Origin of the sequence: Streptomyces sp. NPDC005263 (assembly GCF_042872365.1) — a bacterium.
Taxonomy (GTDB): domain Bacteria; phylum Actinomycetota; class Actinomycetes; order Streptomycetales; family Streptomycetaceae; genus Streptomyces.
Genome location: NZ_JBIAKJ010000004.1, coordinates 346,237 through 359,585, shown reverse-complemented (window position 1 = coordinate 359,585; position 13,349 = coordinate 346,237). Strand labels below are relative to the sequence as shown.

Annotated in this window: 13 protein-coding genes and 1 tRNA gene; 9 read left to right on the top strand and 5 right to left on the bottom strand. The window is 72.4% G+C overall.

Translation table 11 applies throughout. The features are described 5' to 3' along the window. The first annotated feature begins 52 nt into the window (after window positions 1-52). The 5 genes from moaC (at window position 53) to ACFYRY_RS20135 (ending at window position 3,365) form a co-directional block, all read left to right on the top strand. Window positions 53-565 (top strand): cyclic pyranopterin monophosphate synthase MoaC, encoded by a 513-nt coding sequence (gene moaC, locus ACFYRY_RS20155; protein WP_389147066.1) that lies wholly within the window; start codon window positions 53-55, stop codon window positions 563-565. Continuing rightward, complete coding sequence (locus tag ACFYRY_RS20150) at window positions 562-1,068, top strand: molybdenum cofactor biosynthesis protein B (protein WP_389147063.1); 507 nt, start codon at window positions 562-564, stop codon at window positions 1,066-1,068. The genes moaC and ACFYRY_RS20150 overlap by 4 nt, the downstream gene beginning before the upstream one ends. Continuing rightward, complete coding sequence (locus ACFYRY_RS20145) at window positions 1,065-1,706, top strand: GNAT family N-acetyltransferase (RefSeq protein WP_389148362.1); 642 nt, start codon at window positions 1,065-1,067, stop codon at window positions 1,704-1,706. The genes ACFYRY_RS20150 and ACFYRY_RS20145 overlap by 4 nt, the downstream gene beginning before the upstream one ends. A 198-nt stretch (window positions 1,707-1,904) precedes the next feature. Further along, window positions 1,905-3,188: a gephyrin-like molybdotransferase receptor GlpR gene (glpR, locus tag ACFYRY_RS20140; RefSeq protein ID WP_389147060.1), complete on the top strand. Its 1,284-nt coding sequence runs from the start codon at window positions 1,905-1,907 to the stop codon at window positions 3,186-3,188. Between the two features lie 103 nt (window positions 3,189-3,291). Continuing rightward, window positions 3,292-3,365: transfer RNA gene (locus tag ACFYRY_RS20135), tRNA-Ala, on the top strand. A 161-nt stretch (window positions 3,366-3,526) separates the two neighbouring features. On the opposite strand, the gene ACFYRY_RS20130 is transcribed toward ACFYRY_RS20135, so the two are convergent. From ACFYRY_RS20130 to ACFYRY_RS20120, 3 genes are all read right to left on the bottom strand, one after another. Beyond that, window positions 3,527-4,054: a hypothetical protein gene (locus ACFYRY_RS20130; protein WP_389147058.1), complete on the bottom strand. Its 528-nt coding sequence runs from the start codon at window positions 4,052-4,054 to the stop codon at window positions 3,527-3,529. A 209-nt stretch (window positions 4,055-4,263) separates the two neighbouring features. Next, the gene (locus ACFYRY_RS20125) at window positions 4,264-6,738 is read right to left on the bottom strand and encodes an ABC transporter permease (RefSeq protein ID WP_389147055.1); all 2,475 of its coding nucleotides are present in this window, start codon (window positions 6,736-6,738) and stop codon (window positions 4,264-4,266) included. Beyond that, window positions 6,732-7,514 (bottom strand): ABC transporter ATP-binding protein, encoded by a 783-nt coding sequence (locus ACFYRY_RS20120; RefSeq protein ID WP_389148359.1) that lies wholly within the window; start codon window positions 7,512-7,514, stop codon window positions 6,732-6,734. The genes ACFYRY_RS20125 and ACFYRY_RS20120 overlap by 7 nt, the downstream gene beginning before the upstream one ends. 180 nt (window positions 7,515-7,694) lie before the next feature. Here ACFYRY_RS20120 and ACFYRY_RS20115 point away from each other — a divergent pair, with 180 nt between their 5' ends. Both ACFYRY_RS20115 and ACFYRY_RS20110 read left to right on the top strand, forming a co-directional pair. After that, entirely contained in the window at window positions 7,695-8,981 is a 1,287-nt protein-coding gene (locus tag ACFYRY_RS20115; protein WP_389147052.1) for a sensor histidine kinase, read from the top strand. Continuing rightward, a complete protein-coding gene (locus ACFYRY_RS20110; RefSeq protein ID WP_389147049.1) occupies window positions 8,945-9,613 on the top strand; it encodes a LuxR C-terminal-related transcriptional regulator in 669 nt (222 codons plus the stop codon). The genes ACFYRY_RS20115 and ACFYRY_RS20110 overlap by 37 nt, the downstream gene beginning before the upstream one ends. Here ACFYRY_RS20110 and ACFYRY_RS20105 read toward each other — a convergent pair. Further along, a complete protein-coding gene (locus ACFYRY_RS20105; protein WP_389147046.1) occupies window positions 9,603-10,085 on the bottom strand; it encodes a GNAT family N-acetyltransferase in 483 nt (160 codons plus the stop codon). The two genes, ACFYRY_RS20110 and ACFYRY_RS20105, sit on opposite strands and share 11 nt — an antisense overlap. An 80-nt stretch (window positions 10,086-10,165) precedes the next feature. Here ACFYRY_RS20105 and ACFYRY_RS20100 point away from each other — a divergent pair, with 80 nt between their 5' ends. Continuing rightward, window positions 10,166-10,969 (top strand): exodeoxyribonuclease III, encoded by an 804-nt coding sequence (locus ACFYRY_RS20100; RefSeq protein WP_389147043.1) that lies wholly within the window; start codon window positions 10,166-10,168, stop codon window positions 10,967-10,969. Here ACFYRY_RS20100 and ACFYRY_RS20095 read toward each other — a convergent pair. Further along, window positions 10,957-11,646: a MerR family transcriptional regulator gene (locus ACFYRY_RS20095; protein WP_389147041.1), complete on the bottom strand. Its 690-nt coding sequence runs from the start codon at window positions 11,644-11,646 to the stop codon at window positions 10,957-10,959. The two genes, ACFYRY_RS20100 and ACFYRY_RS20095, sit on opposite strands and share 13 nt — an antisense overlap. 156 nt (window positions 11,647-11,802) lie before the next feature. Here ACFYRY_RS20095 and ACFYRY_RS20090 point away from each other — a divergent pair, with 156 nt between their 5' ends. After that, complete coding sequence (locus ACFYRY_RS20090) at window positions 11,803-13,302, top strand: flavin-containing monooxygenase (RefSeq protein WP_389147038.1); 1,500 nt, start codon at window positions 11,803-11,805, stop codon at window positions 13,300-13,302. The last annotated feature ends 47 nt before the right edge of the window (window positions 13,303-13,349 follow it).

Sequence of the window (13,349 nt, the reverse complement as noted above, 5' to 3'; positions counted from 1 at the left end):
GTCGCGCACAGCAGGCCCGCGCGCCGGGCCCGGACCGGGAGCGCCACACAGCATGACAGTGCCTTCCCGGGGGGAGACCCCCGGACCCTCATCGCAGGACCGACTGACCCACATCGACGAGGCGGGCGCGGCCCGCATGGTCGATGTCTCGGCGAAGGACGTGACCGCGCGCACCGCCAGCGCCAGCGGCCGCGTCCTGGTCTCGCCCCGCGTGATCGAGCTGCTGCGCGGCGAGGGCGTCCCCAAGGGCGACGCCCTGGCCACCGCGCGGATCGCGGGCATCATGGGCGCCAAACGCACGCCCGACCTCATCCCGCTGTGCCACCCGTTGTCGGTGTCCGGTGTGAAACTGGACCTGAGGGTCGCGGACGACGCCGTGGAGATCCTGGCCACGGTGAAGACGACGGACCGCACGGGCGTCGAGATGGAGGCACTCACCGCGGTCTCCGTCGCCGCCCTCACCGTGATCGACATGATCAAGGCGGTCGACAAGGGAGCGGTCATCACGGACGTACGGGTCGAGGAGAAGACGGGCGGCAAGTCGGGCGACTGGAGCCGGGCATGACGTATCGAGCTCTTGTGGTCACCGCCTCCAACCGGGCCGCGGCCGGGGTCTACGAGGACAAGGGCGGCCCGTTGATCGCCGACGGCCTGCGGAGCTTCGGTTTCGCCGTCGACGGACCTCAGGTCGTGCCCGACGGCGACCCCGTGGAAGCCGCCCTGCGCGCCGCCGTCGACGCCGGGTACGACGTGGTCGTCACCACCGGCGGCACCGGCATCTCGCCCACCGACCGCACCCCCGAGGCGACCCGCCGGGTGATCGACCACGAGGTGCCGGGCATCGCGGAGGCCATCAGGGCCTTCGGCCGGGAGAAGGTGCCGACGGCTGCCCTCTCCCGTGGCCTGGCAGGAGTGGCGGGAGAGACCCTGATCGTCAATCTGCCGGGTTCCTCCGGCGGTGTGAAGGACGGTCTCGCCGTTCTGGAGCCGCTGTTGACGCACGCCGTCGACCAGATCCGCGGCGGGGACCACCCGAGACCCGGCGCCGGCCGTGGGGGTGCGAGCTGAACAGCCCATCCTGGCCCGTCGTACTGGCGGACGGCGATGTCGTCCTCCGGCCGATAAAAATGCGCGACCAGCGGGCCTGGCGCGACGTCAACCGGCGCAACCGGGACTGGCTGCGGCCGTGGGAGGCGACAATTCCGCCACCCACCCCGAGCGGCCCGATAGCGCACCGGCCGACCTATCGGCAGATGGTCCGGCACCTGCGGGCCGAGGCGAACGCCGGCCGGATGCTGCCGTTCGTCATCGAGTACCAGGGGCGGCTGGTCGGGCAGTTGACGGTGGCCGGAATCACCTGGGGTTCGATGTGCTCGGGGCATGTCGGGTACTGGGTGGACGAGTCGGTGGCGGGCCGCGGGGTGATGCCGACCGCTGTGGCGCTCGTCGTGGACCACTGTTTCAGGGCCGTCGGTCTGCACCGCATCGAGGTCTGCATCCGACCCGAGAACGGCCCCAGTCGGCGGGTGGTGGAGAAGCTCGGGTTCCGCGAGGAGGGGCTGCGCCCGCGCTATCTCCACATCGACGGCGCCTGGCGCGACCATCTCGTCTTCGCGCTCACCGCGGAAGAGGTGCCCGACGGTTTGCTCAGGCGGTGGCAGCGGGCACGCTCCAGGAGCACGCCGCACGACAACCCCGCGTCGTAGCGCATGGCCACTGCCCTGGAAATTGAATATGTGTTCGAAAATGACCGGCGGATGACCGTCTTGGGGTGTTGAATTCGCCACCTCGGTGGCCTGCTGATCGCATCGGTCGCAAAAAAAGCTCGAAATATCAGCCAGATCGTGCGACACACCGACTCAATTGGCAGATGGCCTCACGTAAACCCCTCTACCGTGTGAGACGTGAGCAGCAGCGGCCTCATCTACGCAGTCATTGTCGGGGCCTGGGCCGCCTACTTGGTGCCGATGTGGCTCCGTAGGCAGGACGAGCTGAACGAGGCCCGTCCGACGGAACGCTTCAGCACGGCCATCCGGTTGCTGTCCGGACGGGCGGGGATGGAGCGCCGGTACGCCAAGGACCTGCGGGCGCGCTCCACCGAGGAGGGGGAGCCAGGCGCCGACGGCGCGGGCGTCGTCACCGACTCGGTGGACGTCCGTGCCTTCGCCATGCCTCCGAACCGCCCGCAGGCGCAGGCGCCGGTCCAGGAACAGAGCCCGGGACGCACGGAACAAGCACGGGAATCGGCGCGGGAATCGGTGCGAGAACCTGTTCGTGAACCGGCCCGGGAGTCCGTCCGGGAACCCGCTCGGGAGTCCGTCCGCGAACCCGGGACCGAATCCGCGCGGGAGGACTCGGCCTCCTCGGCGCCCAAGCGCAAGCCGGCCCCTCGGCGTACACCCGCGCAGGAGGCGGCCGCAGCGCGCGCCAGGCGTACGAAGGTGCTCGCGCGCCGTCGGCGTACCACGGTCATGCTCTTCATCGCCTTCACGCTGGGCACGGTCGTCGCCGCGGTCGGAGGGCTCACCTTCCTGTGGGCGCCCGGCGTACCCGCCGTGCTGCTCAGCACGTACATCGCGTACCTGCGTTCCCAGGAACGGCGGCGCTTCGCCTACCAGATGGACCGGCGCATGGCCGAGGCCGCCGCGCAGCGACTGCGTGAGCGCGCCCGCCAGCCGCGTCGGCGGGCCGTCGACGAGACGGGCGTCGACTCCGACGAGCCGGACGAGGGCCCCGAGCCGGCGACCGACTCCGGAATGTCGGCGCTCGCCGCGGACCGGCGTGCGCTCGTCGAGCAGACCGACCACGCCGAGTGGGTCGACCAGCAGCGCGAGCGGCAGCAGCGCCCCGGACAGGGCGACAGCTGGGACCCGGTGCCGGTGCCGCTGCCGACGTACGTGACCGCCCCCGTCGCGCCCCGGGCCACCTCCGACGTGGACCTCGGTGCGCCGGACGCGTGGAGCTCGGCGCGCTCCAGCACCGTCACGCCCGGCCAGGACGCCGAGTCCGCCGCCCGGGACGAGGGTGCGCCGGAGGAGGACCCCGCCGACGGGGAGGACCGGCCGGGTGCGGACGAGCGCAGTGACGCCCGCCGCGCCGCCTCCGCCCGCCGCGCCCGCGAACGCGGCCGCACCCCGCTCTTCGACCAGTACGAGGACGGCGACCGGCCCCGGGCCGCCAACGAGTGAGCTCCGGGGGCCGGGCACGTGCGGTCGCGGTGCCCTCCCTGACCAGCCGGGGAACGGATTTCCAAGCACCCGGATGGGGATGCTAGAGTTTCACTCGTTGCAAGGGCCTGTGGCGCAGTCTGGTAGCGCACCTCGTTCGCATCGAGGGGGTCTGGGGTTCAAATCCCCACAGGTCCACGCAGCTCAAAGCCCCGGTCGGGATCTTCCGACCGGGGCTTTGGCATGCCGGGGCCTGACGGACACCGGCCCGCGTCGAGAGGTCGACGAACCGGCGGTTACGAACCCTCGGTCGACGTTACGGGGTTCGAACGGCGTGCGGCCCTCGCCAGGGCACGGCCCTAGATGATCTCTTGGTCAACCCTGTACACGAAGGCATCGACGACCTTCGTGAATTCCGCCATCGTCACGTCGAACCGGTTCAGATCGACAGTTTCCGCCGCGAAGATTTCCCCCACTTTGTCGTCGAGGGCACTCATCTGCTTGATCGAGGCGCGAGCGGATCCTGTGCCGACGAGTCGGCCCAGGGACTCCGCCTGTTGCATCTTGCTGAAGGCCGGAACGACTTTTCCGTTGTAGTGGCTGAGCAGTTCCTGCGCCTCCGCATCTTCATTCAGCAGGTTGCGATAACCGTTGGTCTCGGTCTTGTATCTCTGGAAGCTGTTCACCAGCTCGCCGTACGCGGCGCGGCGGACGTCGGAGGTCCGCTGGTGCGCAGTCGCTTCGCGGTTGTCCTCGGCCTGCTTGTAGACGAGCAGGCTGCCGGCGAGGCCGGTCAGTGCACCGATGAGGGAACCACCAAGTGCCGCCCACGCGACCCACCGAGGGTTCACGTCCGACCGGGAGGCTGCCTCGTCGTCATCCGTCATGGCATCTGTATAGGCCGATCGGAGACGCAGCGCGCGCCAGTAGAGCCATGCGAGTGATTTCCACGCAGCTGTATCCGAGCGGTACCTCCTCACAGGGATACGGCAGCGGGCCCGTGGGCAGCCTTTCAGGGGCGCCAACTCATCTATTCCTTCACGGCCCACCGCAACAACTCCCGGAAAACCCGGGGAGTTGGGGAGATCCCGTCCGATCAATCGACCGGGCGGGATCTTCTGTGTGCGGCGAGGGCGGAGATCACCGCTGTCAACGCGCACGCGGCCGTCGCCGTGCCGAGTTCCGGCCAGGGCAGATGGATCGAGGCGGGTGCGGACAGCAGGCCCAGGGCGGTCCCCATGCCGAGCAGGTTGAGCGCGGCCACGAGCAGGCCGAGCACCGCGCCGACCGTCACCACGGTCAGGGCCTCCGCCACGACCAGCCGCAGCACCTGCCCGCCGGTGGCACCCGCCAGCCGAAGCGAGGCGAGCTCCCGTACTCGGTCCGAGGTGGCCATGACCAGGGTGTTGGCCAGCGAGAGGCCGGCGTAGAGCAACGCGAGACCGAGGACGAGGAGGAAACCGAGCCGGGTCGTGCCGTCGGCGTGGGGGGACACCGCCCGCAGCCATTCCTCCCGGGTGAGGACCCGGGCCCCCGCGGGCGAGGACCCACGGACCGCCTGCCGCAGTCGCGTTCGCACCGCGCTCGCGTCCGCGCCGGGTGTCACCTTCACGTCGATCCGGTCCACCGGGGCGCCCGCCGCGTTGGCCGGGGTGACGTACACGCCGTTGTCGCCCGTGCCGGTGGGCATCACCGCGGCGATGCGCAGGGACCTGCGGGTGCCGTCGCCCAACCACACCGTCACCCGCTCGCCGACGGTGTGCCGGGCCCACTCCTCGTTCACCACGATCGAGTCGTCGTCGAGATCGGCGAGCCGGCCGGCGGTCAACGGCAGCCGTACGGCCGCCGCGAGCGCCTTCGGGTCGGCCGCGCGGGCCTCGGACCTCACCAGGGCCACACCGTCCTCCAGCGTGTGCACCGCGCTCGCCGCGCTCACGGAGAGCTCGACGCCGGGCAGCGCGCGCAGCCGCCGTACGGTCTCCGGGTCGAGTCCGGTGCCGGTCGTCTCCGGGGCAGGGCCGCTGCCGGACGCCGTGGGCGTCACCACGAAGTCGGCGGTCGTACGCTGCCGGAGCTCCGCCCCCTGCGCCTCGTCGAGGGTCGCCGTGGCACCGAGCAGTGAGCCCGTGAGGGCGACCATGACCAGGACCGGAGCGGCGACGGCGGCCGTGCGGCGGACGGCCGCGGCGGCGTTCTCCCGCACCAACAGCCCACAGGCACCCGGCAGTCGGGCCGGCAACCAGGCGACCACCCGGACCGACGGCCGCACCAGGACCGGGGAGAGCAGGGCCACCGCGGTGATCAGCAGCATGGGGCGGCTGACGTACGCCTTGCGGTGCAGCAGCTCGCCCGGGTCGGTCAGCAGGGCCGCCGCCAGAGTCACGACGGTGGCCAGGAGCAGGACCGTACCGCCCAACAGGCGGCCCCGGGTCAGGGTGCCGGTGTCGACGGACGCCTCGCGCAGGGCCTGCGTGGGGGCGGTCCGGCCGGCCCGCCAGGACGCGGCCAGCACACCGCTCAGCGCCACCGACAGGCCCGTCCAGAAGGCCAGATGGTACGGCCAGACATGCGCGCCGATGGTGAACCAGGCCGGCGCCAGACCGTCGGCCACGACCCGTGCGGCCAGGTGCGGGGCGGCGAGTCCGCCGAGTGCGCAGCCCGCCGCCGAGGCGAGCACCCCGATGAGGAGGGCCTCCGCGACCACCGTCCGCCGGATCTGGCCCGGGGTGGCGCCCGCCGTGCGCAGCAGGCCGAACTCCCGGCGCCGCTGGGCGACCGCGAAGGCGAAGGTGGACGCCACGACGAACACCGACACGAACCCGGCGACCCCGCCGGCCGTACCGAACAGCGCGTTCAACGCGGTCACCGCCTCCCGGTCCCGGTCGGGTCGGGGATCGGCGAGCCGCCGGGCGTCACCGGTGAGGACGCTCGGGCCGACGGGCCGCGACGCTGCGATCGCCCGCCGTACCGCCGCCGCGTCAGCGGCCACCACCAGCTGGGTGCTCCCCGGGGACAGCCGGGCCGCGCGGGCGTCGGTGTAGAAGAGGGCGTTCTCGAAGCCGAGGCCCCGGGCCGTGCCGACCACCCGGACGGTCCCGTCGGCGGTGTGCAGCAGGCCGCCCACGGCCGTCCAGTCGCCGGTCGCCACCACCTCGTCCGCGGCGCGCGGGGCGCGGCCCGCCGTCAGGTGGTACGGGGCGAACGCGGCCGTCGGCCAAGGGTGCCCCACCAGGTCGGCGGGCGCGCCGGTGGCCCGTACGGCGAAGGTGCGGTCCTCGACGACCGGGCCGAGGGCACGCAGCGCGGCGACGGTCCCGGGCGGGACCGGGCGGGGGCGGGCCAGCTTCGCGGTGCGGACACCGGTCGGGGTGGGCACGCGCAGGGTGTCCTGCCCGCGCACCACGACCGGCGCCGCCGCGAACCGCTCCGGTTCCCGTTCGGGGGCGTCCCCGGAGGAGGCGAGGGCCAGCCCCATCACGGTGAGCAGCGCGACCCCGAGGCAGAGGGCCAGGAAGGTGCCGGTGAACGTCACCCAGCGGGTGCGCAGGGTGTGGAGGGCGAGGCTCAGCACGGGGCGGCCTCCGGGGCGGGGCCGGACGAGGTGGCCTCCAGTTCCGTCAGGGCCTCCAGGTCCGTCATGTGCGCCGCGATCTCCGCCGCCGACGCCCCGTTCAGCTCCCCGCTCACCCTGCCGTCCACCAGGAACACCACGCGGTCCGCGTACGACGCGGCCACCGGGTCGTGGGTCACCATCACCACCGTGCCGCCCCCCGTGTCGACGAGGTCCCGCAGCAGGGACAGGACCTCGCGTCCGGTCCGGGAGTCCAGCGCGCCGGTCGGTTCGTCGGCGAACAGGACCTCGGGGCGGGTGATCAGCGCGCGGGCCAGCGCGACCCGCTGCTGCTGGCCGCCGGAGAGCTGGGCGGGGCGGTGGCGGGCGCGGTCACCGAGGCCGACCTCGCGCAGGGCCTCCCGTACCCGGGCCTTCGAGGGCCGACGCCCGGCCAGCCGCAGCGGCAGGGCGACGTTGTGCGCGGCCGTCAGGGACGGCAGCAGGTTGAACGCCTGGAACACGAAGCCGACGCGCTCCCGCCGCAGCAGGGTCAGCCGGCGCTCGCTCAGGGACGTCAGTTCCGTGTCACCGAGCCGAACCGAGCCCGAGTCGGGCCGCTCCAGCCCGGCGGCGCACTGCAGCAGGGTCGACTTGCCGGAACCCGACGGCCCCATGACGGCGGTGAAGGTGCCCGCGGGGAAGGCGAGCGTGACGTCGTCGAGCGCGGTCACGGCGTTGCCGCCGGTCCCGTACCGCCTGCTCACGGCCCTCAGTACGATCGCGTCCGGTCTCATCCGCACCATCTCAACTCCGCCTCTGCTCCCACCGGTTCGGTACCGGTGAGGCAAGACAACCGCGCGACCGCACCCCGAAGCAGTGCGGCAGGACCGACACTTGGGGTAGGGCCAGGCATACCCCCGGGGCTAAGCCTGGGCCCATGGCCTCACCCCCGTCCCGCTTCTACGGTGATCCCCATGAGCGTGTGGCAAGCCCTGAGCGCGGCCCCCGGCGGGCGCGGATACCTGAGATCGACGTGGCCCTGGCGAGCCGTCGCCTACCTGGGCAGCGGCGCGCTGCTCGGCGTGGTCGTGCTGGTCGTGATCCTCGGCGGACTCGTCGTCGGCGGGGTGCTGTCCGTCGTCCTGATCGGGCTGCCGCTGCTCGTGCTGACCGTGCTGGCCGGGATCCCGGTGGCCGCCGTGGAGCGGCTGCGGCTGCGGCTGGTCGGGGTGGGACCCGCGCCGGGCGACGGCCACCGGGTGCCCGACGGACCGGGGTTACGGGTCTGGCTGGTGACCCGGCTGCGGGAACCGGCGACCTGGCGGGAGCTGGCGTACGCCGTGCTGTTCGGGCTGGTGCTCTGGCCGCTCGACGCGCTCGTGGTGGCCTGCGCCGCCGGGGTTCCGCTGGCCATGGCCGCCGCACCGGTGTGGTTCGCCGTCGACGGGGAGGCGAGGGTGGCCAAGATGTGGACGGTCGACAGCTGGCCCGGCGCCCTCGGGTCCGCGGCGCTCGGGCTGGCTCTGCTCGCGGCCGGCGCCTACGCCCTGGGGGTCGTGGCCGGTGCCCGGGCCGAGCTGGCGCGGGCCCTGCTGACCTCGAAGGACAACGAGCGGGTCACCGAACTGGCGCGCTCCCGGGCACGGTTGGTGGACGCCTTCGAGGCGGAGCGACGCCGGATCGAGCGGGATCTGCACGACGGGGCCCAACAGCGCCTGGTGGCCCTCACCATGACCCTCGGTCTGGCCCGCCTGGACGCCCCGCCGGGACCGCTCGCCGACCAGCTCGCCAAGGCCCACGAGGAGGCCGGGCAGGTGCTCGCGGAGCTGCGTGAGCTGATCCACGGCATCCACCCCAAGGTCCTCACCGACTACGGCCTCGAAGCCGCCGTCGCCGACGCGGCCGACCGCAGTCCCGTCCCCGTGGACGTGGACCTCGAACTGCCCGGACGGCTGCCCCAACCCGTCGAGTCCGCCGCGTACTTCGTCGTCTGCGAGGCCCTCGTGAACGTCGCCCGGCACAGCGGGGCCGAAAGGGCCGCCGTGCGCGGTGGATACGAGGGCGGGCGGCTCACCCTCTCCATCCGCGACGACGGGGCGGGCGGCGCCGACAGCGCGGGCGGCACCGGACTGACCGGTCTCGCCGACCGGGTGTCGGTGCTCGATGGCAGACTCTCCCTGTCCAGCCCGCCGGGCGGACCGACCCTGCTGCGTGTGGAGATTCCTTGCCGGCCGAGACGACAGACCGACCCCTGCGGATAGTCCTCGCCGAGGACAGCGTGCTGTTGCGCGAGGGACTCATCGGGCTGCTCACCCGCTTCGGCCATGAGGTGCCGGCCGCCGTCGGCGACGCGGACGCGCTGCTCGGCGCGGTCGCCGAACACCAGCCCGACATCGTCGTCACCGATGTCCGCATGCCGCCCGGCTTCCAGGACGAGGGGCTGCACGCGGCCCTGCGCCTGCGCGCCGAACGCCCCGGGCTGCCGGTGCTGGTGCTCAGCCAGTACGTGCAGCGCGCGTACGCCGCCGAGCTCCTCGACTCCGGGGACGGCAGCGGCGTCGGCTATCTGCTCAAGGACCGGGTGGGGCAGGTCGAACAGTTCGTGGTGGCGCTGCGCGAGGTCGCCGAGGGCGGCACGGTGGTCGACCCCGAAGTCGTACGCCAACTGCTGCGCAGGCGCCGGGATCCGCTCGCCCGGCTCACCCCGCGGGAGCGGGAGGTGCTGGCGCTGATCGCGGAAGGCAAGTCCAACGGGGCGATCGCGCGCGAACTGGTGGTGTCGGAGGCGGCCGTCGGCAAGCACATCGGCTCCATCCTGACCAAGCTGGACCTGCCGCCGGCGGACGACGTGCACCGACGGGTGCTCGCGGTGCTGGCCTACCTCAGGAGCTGAGCTTCTTGGCGTAGCAGCGGCTGTCCTCGTAGTGGCGGTAGTAGCCGAACTTGCCGCACGGCTCGTACCCGCTGGACGTGTACAGGGCGATGGCCTCGGGCTGCTTGGTGCCCGTCTCCAGCACCATGCGGGTACGGCCGGCCGCGCGGGCGTCCTCCTCCAGGGCCGACAGCAGCCGCCGGGCGAGACCCCGGCCCCGCATGTCGTCGATCACGTACATGCGCTTGAGCTCCGCGTCGCCGTCCTCGTTGCCCTCGCCGTTGACGTCCTGGCGCCGCCAACCACCCGTGGCGACGGGCCGGTCCGCCTCGTCGTAGACGATGAGATAGACGCCGTTCGGCGGTTGGAAGTCCGACGGGGCGAGCACGGTGGAGTCGCCGCCGTCGCCGTAGCGCACGTGGTATTCGGCCTGCACGGCGTCGTTGAGCTTCACGGCGTCGGGGTGGTCGAACGGGACCCGGCGAATATGCATGCGCATAATCGTAGCGCTGGGGTGGGTCGAGGTCCGGACCCCATCCGGTCCGGCATGGACCTGCCGGTAGTGTGCCGCGGGTGCTGACTGTGACCACCGTGAATGTGAATGGGCTGCGGGCCGCCGCGAAGAAGGGGTTCGTGGAGTGGCTCGCACAGACCTCCGCCGACGTCGTCTGCCTCCAGGAGGTGCGCGCCGAGCCGCAGCAGCTGCCCGAGCATGTACGCACCCCCGAAGGCTGGCACGTCGTGCACGCGCCCGCCGCCACGAAGGGGCGGGCCGGTGTCTCCCTCTACACCCGCCGTGAACCCGACCGGGTCCGGATCGGCTTCGGTTCCTCGGAGTTCGACACCAGCGGCCGCTACGTCGAGGCCGACCTGCCGGGTGTCACGGTCGCGTCGCTCTACCTGCCCTCCGGTGAGGTCGGCACCGAACGCCAGGACGAGAAGGTCCGCTTCATGGGCGAGTTCCTCGCCTACGTCAAGGACCTGCGCGAACGCGCCGCCGCCGACGGCCGCGAGGTCGTCATCTGCGGCGACTGGAACATCGCCCACCAGCAGGCCGACCTCAAGAACTGGCGCGCCAACCAGAAGAGCTCGGGCTTCCTCCCGGAGGAACGGGCGTGGCTGACCCGGGTCCTGGACCCGGCGGAGGGCGGTTACGTCGACGTCGTACGGGCGCTGCATCCGGAGGTCGAGGGGCCGTACACGTGGTGGTCGTACCGGGGGCGGGCCTTCGACAACGATTCGGGGTGGAGGATCGACTACCACTGCTCCACGCCCGGTCTCGCCGCCAAGGCGGTCAAGGGGTACGTCGAGCGCGCCGCCACGCACGCCGAGCGCTGGTCGGACCACGCTCCGGTGACCGTGGTCTACGACCGCTGATCCTGACCCGTTTCGTCGTGCTCCGGGCCGGTCGGGTCCCGCCTCCGCAGCCGCCGGTCCAACGCCAGTGACAGTTCCGCCTCCACCACGCTGCGGGCCAGTGGGCGCAGGCGTTGGAGGTTCTCCTCGGGGCCGTGGCGGAGGATCAGGTCGGTGAAGAGGTCGGCCAGGGCGTCGGCGTGTTCGCGGACCCGGGCGCCCGCGGACAGGACCTCGGCGAGCGGGATGCCCTCGTGGACCAGGGCGGAGGAGACGTCCAGAAGGCGGCGGCTGATGTGGACGATCTCGTCGCCGGCGGTGCCGAGGTAGCCGAGGTCCAGGGCGGCGGCGAGGTTCTCGGCGGTGACCTGCCCCTCGAAGCGGGCGGCGAGTTCCTCGGGGGTGAGGCGGACCGGCTCCTCCTCGGTGGGGGTGTCGACGCCGAGGAGTTCCCCGACGTCGCGGCCGTGGTCGAAGGCCTCCGCCAGTTCCGCGATGCCGTTCAGGGTGTGCCCACGTTCCAGCAGGGCGGTGATGGTGCGCAGCCGGGCCAGGTGACTGTCGTCGTACCAGGCGATACGGCCCTCACGGCGCGGTGGGTGGATCAGCTTGCGCTCGCGGTAGAAGCGCAGGGTGCGCACCGTGATCCCGGCCTCCTGGGCCAGCTCCGCCATGCGGTACTCACGCTTGTCTGCCACGCCCGCACCCTATGTCGTACTCCTGCTGCCCGCGGGGGCGGCCGCTGACGCAAAAGTCCTGGTGCGCCCCCTACCCATCAGTACGGACCTGCTCTACCCTCCCCATTGCGCCAGTATTCACTGGCACATTTCAGGGTGACGTGTGGAGGCTCCGGGATGGCCGAGCGGGAACACGTGCGGGTGGCGGTGATCGGGTCCGGGTTCGGCGGGCTGGGAGCCGCCGTACGGCTGCGGCGCATGGGTGTCACCGACTTCGTCGTGCTGGAGCGGGCCGGCGGCGTCGGCGGGGCCTGGCGGGACAACACCTATCCGGGGTGCGCCTGTGACGTGCCGTCCCATCTGTACTCGTTCTCCTTCGCGCCCAACCCCGACTGGCCGCGCACGTTCTCCGGGCAGGAGCACATCCGCGCCTACCTGGAGCATGTGACGGACGTCTTCGGGCTGCGCCCGCACCTGCGTCTGCACTCCGAGGTCACGCGGATGGTCTGGAACGGCGAGCGGCTGTGCTGGGACATCGAGACCGCGGGCGGCCCGCTCTCGGCCGACATGGTCGTCTCCGCCACCGGGCCGCTGTCCGACCCGCGGATCCCGGACATCCCGGGGCTCGACTCGTTCCCCGGCACGGTGTTCCACTCGGCCCGCTGGGACCACGACGCCGACCTGCGCGGCAGGAAGGTCGCGGTGGTCGGCACCGGCGCCTCCGCCATCCAGATCGTCCCGGCCATCCAGCCCGAGGTCGCCCGGCTCACCCTCTTCCAGCGCACCCCGCCCTGGGTGCTGCCCCGCGTCGACCGGGCGATCAGCGGCGCGGAACGCGCGCTGCACCGCGCGCTGCCCTTCACCGCGCAGGCCCGGCGCGGACTGCTGTGGGGCATCCGGGAGTTGCAGGTCCAGGCGTTCACCAAACGCCCCGACGAGCTCGGCCTGGTCGAGCGGGTGGCCGGGCGCACCATGGCCCGCGCCATCAAGGACCCGGTGCTGCGCGCCAAACTGACGCCCGACTACCGCATCGGCTGCAAGCGGATCCTGCTGTCCGGCACCTACTATCCGGCCCTCGCGCAGCCCAACGTGGACCTCGTCGCGAGCGGGCTGAGCGAGATCCGCGGCTCGACGCTCATCGCCGCCGACGGCACCGAGACCGAGGCCGACGCGATCGTCTTCGGCACGGGCTTCCACGTCACGGACATGCCGATCGCGGACCGGGTGGTCGGCGCGGACGGGCGCACGCTCGCCGAGTCCTGGAAGGACGGCATGGAGGCCCTGCGCGGTGCCTCGGCGGCCGGGTTCCCCAACTGGATGACCGTCATCGGCCCCAACACCGGCCTCGGGAACTCCTCGATGATCCTGATGATCGAGTCCCAGCTGAACTACATGGCCGACTACGTACGGCAGTTGAACGTCCTCGGCGGCCGGGTCGCCCTCGACGCCCGCCCGGGAGCCGTGCGTGCCTGGAACGACCGGGTGCAGGAGCGCATGAAGCGCACGGTGTGGAACACGGGCGGCTGCACCAGCTGGTACCAGGACGCGAGCGGCCGCAACACCACCATCTGGCCGGGCACGACGACGGAGTTCCGGCGCGCGACCCGGCGGGTGGATCTCGGGGAGTACCACGTCGTGCGGGTGGCCGGGGAGAAGAAGGCCGAGGTCGGCGCGTGAGCCGTCCCGCGCGCGCGTCGGACCCGGCCCGGCGGGCGGATCCGGGA

Coding starts and splice junctions, on each gene's coding strand:
- moaC (WP_389147066.1), top strand. CDS start 53: ATGACAGTGCCTTCCCGGGGGGAGACCCCCGGACCCTCATCGCAGGAC.
- ACFYRY_RS20150 (WP_389147063.1), top strand. CDS start 562: ATGACGTATCGAGCTCTTGTGGTCACCGCCTCCAACCGGGCCGCGGCC.
- ACFYRY_RS20130 (WP_389147058.1), bottom strand. CDS start 4,054: ATGACGGATGACGACGAGGCAGCCTCCCGGTCGGACGTGAACCCTCGG.
- ACFYRY_RS20120 (WP_389148359.1), bottom strand. CDS start 7,514: ATGAGACCGGACGCGATCGTACTGAGGGCCGTGAGCAGGCGGTACGGG.
- ACFYRY_RS20115 (WP_389147052.1), top strand. CDS start 7,695: ATGAGCGTGTGGCAAGCCCTGAGCGCGGCCCCCGGCGGGCGCGGATAC.
- ACFYRY_RS20105 (WP_389147046.1), bottom strand. CDS start 10,085: ATGCATATTCGCCGGGTCCCGTTCGACCACCCCGACGCCGTGAAGCTC.
- ACFYRY_RS20090 (WP_389147038.1), top strand. CDS start 11,803: ATGGCCGAGCGGGAACACGTGCGGGTGGCGGTGATCGGGTCCGGGTTC.